Below are 3,775 nucleotides of genomic sequence, written 5' to 3'. Positions count from 1 at the left end.
TTTCGTGTGGTGTTGATTTCGGCCCCTGTTCGCTTTCTCGGCACGCGGTAGCTCGGGCCTCTGGACTCCGGTCCTCCGCCCTCCAGAGGGGGTGCGGGGGAGCCTTCCCCCGCCCGCGCCGCGGCGGATTTTTATGCTCGTTCCCAATCGGAGCTTGGGAACGAGCCGAATCATCAACAAACAAAAACGGGAGCCTCCCCATGATCGAAAAGAAAAAAGTCTTCCTGGCCTCCTCGTCGGAACTGCTCGAAGACCGACTGGCCTTCGAGATTGCCGTCAACCGCAAGAACAAGGACTGGATCGACCGAGGCGTCTTCATCGAGCTGATCGTCTGGGAGGACTTCCTAGACGCACTCTCCAAAACCCGGCTACAGGACGAATACAACCGGGCCATCCAGGGCTGCGACCTGTTCGTGATGCTGTTCTGGACCAAGGTGGGACGCTACACGGAAGAGGAATTCGACACCGCCGTCGGCCAGTTCCGGGCCACCGACAAGCCGTTCATCTTCACCTACTACAAGGACGCCCCGCCGCCACCGGGCGTCAGCGTGGACGCCAGCCTCGCCGCCTTCCAGGCCAAGCTCAAGGCGCTGGGCCATTACCAGACCCGCTACGCCAATGCCGAGGGCTTGGCGCATCACTTCGCCAGCCAGTTGGACGAGCTGGTGGCGCGGGGCTTCATCGAGTTCCGCCCTGACCCGAAGGACTGGCCGATGCCGACGGGCGAACATTACACGGCCACCCTTCACGGGGCCGGGGTCGTTGCTCAGGGGCGGGATTCCATGACAGTAGGAGCGGGCGGAGTGGCGATTCGGGGGAACAATTTCGGCGACATCAATACCGGCACCCGAATCGACACCGGCGGCGGGGCTTATGTGGGCGGGAACGTGAATACGGGTGGCGGCGCGTTCGTGGGCCGGGACTTCATTTCCAAGCCATCCGACAAACCGAAAGGGGGGTGAGCCATGGCGGAGTCCATCGACGTGGCGGCTCTGCAACGCCAGATTGAAGAGCTACAGGCCCAACTTGCCGCCGCCCAGCGCATCGACACCGGCGGCGGCGCGGTGGTGGAGGGCGCGGTCAGAACCTCCGGCGGGCATTTCATCGGGCGGGACTTCATCCAGACCATCACCCAGGTGGTCCGGCCCGGCGAAGACGAGGAGGAGGCGAAGTCCGTCATCGCCCATTACCTGCACGCCCTGGCGTCCGATTTGGCGGGCTTGAAGCTGGGGGAAATCGACGGCTCCGCCGATCCCAAGCGCGAACCACTGCAATTGGCGGATGTGTATGTGCCGTTGAATACCAGTTTGCGAATTCCATCGGACTTCGTCCTTACTAAATGGCTGGAGGAAGTGCGGAATGGTCCCGATGTCGGCAGAGCGCGGAACATCGAAAGCCGCTCAGTTTCAGTCCTTGAAGCCGCTGCCCATCACCGCGAACTCACCCTGCTCGGCCTCCCCGGCAGCGGCAAAAGCACCTTCGGCGCCCATCTGTTGCTGGCCCTGGCCCAGACCTGGCAGGGCCACCCGGATGCACTGGCAGAGCAGGAATCCGGCTGGTCGCACAGCGGCCTCTTGCCCATCCGCGTGGTGCTGCGGCGCTTCGCCGACCAGCTTCCGGCGGGCGATGCCCCGGCGCGGGCCGGGGATGTGTGGGAATTCATCGCCCGCGACTTGAAAGCCGCCGGTTATGGCTTGTCGGAGCGGGTTTCGGAATACGTCCAGCGCCTCGCCCGCCGCCATGGCGCTTATTTCCTGCTGGATGGCCTGGACGAATGCGGCGACGCCCAACGCCGGGGGCGGGTCATGGCGGCGGTGGATGAATTGATGCGGAACGCTGGAAGCGCCTGCCGGTTCGTCCTCACCGCCCGGCCTTACGCCTGGGCCGCTGGTCCCGATGCCGAGCGGGGCGTGTATGCGCTGGCGGATTTCGATGACGATCAAGTGCAGCAATTCATCACCGCCTGGTACGCGGCCCTGGTGAAGCGGGGCTGGAGCAATCCCGGCGAGGCCGAGCGCAAACGGGATGACCTGCTCAACGCTTGGCAACGCCCCGACCTCGTGCCCTTGGCGCGGAATCCCTTGTTGCTGACCCTGATGGCGACCCTGCACACCAACAAGGGCCGCTTGCCCGACGACCGCGCCGACCTGTACGAGGATTCGGTGGAGTTGCTGATGCTGCGCTGGAACCGGCAGATCGGCGCCGACCGGGCGCTGTTGGACGAACTGGCGATGCCGGGCTTGAAGCTGGCCGACCTGCGTTCGGTGCTGGCGAAGCTGGCCTTCGAGGTCCATGAACAGAACGCCGGGCGGGAGGGCGCCGCCGATATTGGCGAAGGCCGCTTGGAGCGGGCCTTCCGTCCGCTGCTGAACGAGGACCGCAACAAGGCGGCGAAGGTGGCGGAATACATCGAGAAACGGGCCGGGCTGCTCATCGGCCAAGGCGAGAAGGACGGCGAACGGCAGTTCGCCTTCCCGCACCGCACCTTCCAGGAATTCCTCGCCGCCTGCTATCTGAAAACCCTTACCGACTTCGCCGCCCAATGCCACCGCTTGGCCCGGACCGCCCCGGATCATTGGCGGGTGGTGTTGCCCCTGGCGGCGCGGCTGGCCGAGGCCGAACGCGGGGCGGGCGCGGCGGATGCCCTGATCGAAAGCACGGCGGTGGCGGACTTCGCCCGGACCCGCCGCCCCGATCCGGCGGATTGGACCTGCGCCCTGCTGGCCGGGTCGCAACTGGTGGAAATCGGCCTCAGCGCGGTGCGGTCGAACGGCCAGCGCCGCGCCATCGCCGCCCGCGTGGCCGGTTGGCTGGCGGCGGCGCTGCCGGTCCACCCGGATCAGGGCGGACTCCCGGTCAAGCGGCGGGCGGAAGCGGGGGACGTGCTGGCGGCGTTGGGCGATCCGCGCTTCCATGGGCCGGAGCGGTATTGCCTGCCGACGGATGAGAATCTGGGCTTCGTGCGGATTCCTGCCGACCCGGATTTCAGCATCGGTACCCGTGACGAAGACAACCCCGTGTGGCGGAAAGCATCGGGACCGATCCCTATGATGACGAGATGAACGACGCACCGACCCCGACGCCGGAATTCCACATCGCCCGCTATCCCGTCAGCGTGGCGCAGTTCCGCACCTACCTGGACGCCACCGGGCGGCAGCCCGGCGACGCCGACGCCCTGCGCGACCCGGACAGCCGCCCGGTGCGCTGGGTGGACTGGCACGAGGCGTTGGCCTACGCGGACTGGTTGAACGACACGCTTGCCAACTCCCCGGTCCTGGCGGACACGCCCGCCGCCCATCTGGTCCGGGCGGGCGGGCGGGTGGCGCTGCCCAGCGAATTGGAATGGGAGAAGGCGGCGCGGGGTGGCTTGGTCGGGGCGGTGTATCCGTGGGGTGATGACCCCGACCCGGAACGGGCCAACACCGACGAGACTGGCCTCGGCGACACCTCGCCGGTCGGGGGCTTCCCGGCCAACGGCTACGGCCTGTCCGATATGGTGGGCAATGTCTGGGAATGGACCCGGAGTCTGTGGGGCAAGGACGGCGGCACGCCGGAGTTCGGCTATCCCTATGATTTCCAGGATGCGCGACGGGAGAACCCGGACGCCGGGGATGATGTTTACCGGGTCGTGCGGGGCGGCGCGTGGGGCCCCCACCGAGTCGTCACACGCTGCGCCTGCCGCGGCAGGTTTCGGCCCGACGACCGCGACGACAGCCTGGGGTTTCGTGTGGTGTTGATTTCGGCCCCTGTTCGCCTTCCCGGCACGCGGTAGCCC

3 protein-coding genes are annotated in these 3,775 nt (G+C 66.9%); all 3 read left to right on the top strand.

Annotated features, from left to right (window positions below):
- Positions 1–200: 200 nt before the first annotated feature.
- From ACXWUF_RS20250 to ACXWUF_RS20240, 3 genes are read left to right on the top strand one after another with little or no spacing between them, the layout of a single operon-like run.
- Positions 201–962 (top strand): hypothetical protein, encoded by a 762-nt coding sequence (locus ACXWUF_RS20250; protein WP_458496376.1) that lies wholly within the window; start codon positions 201–203, stop codon positions 960–962.
- Between the two features lie 3 nt (positions 963–965).
- Positions 966–3,062: an NACHT domain-containing protein gene (locus ACXWUF_RS20245; protein ID WP_458496375.1), complete on the top strand. Its 2,097-nt coding sequence runs from the start codon at positions 966–968 to the stop codon at positions 3,060–3,062.
- On the top strand, positions 3,059–3,772 hold the full coding sequence (locus ACXWUF_RS20240) for a formylglycine-generating enzyme family protein (protein ID WP_458496374.1): 714 nt from the start codon (positions 3,059–3,061) through the stop codon (positions 3,770–3,772). The genes ACXWUF_RS20245 and ACXWUF_RS20240 overlap by 4 nt, the downstream gene beginning before the upstream one ends.
- Positions 3,773–3,775 lie beyond the last annotated feature (3 nt).

This window comes from Methylomagnum sp., from assembly GCF_054333355.1.
This window is presented reverse-complemented; position numbering and strand designations above follow the sequence as displayed.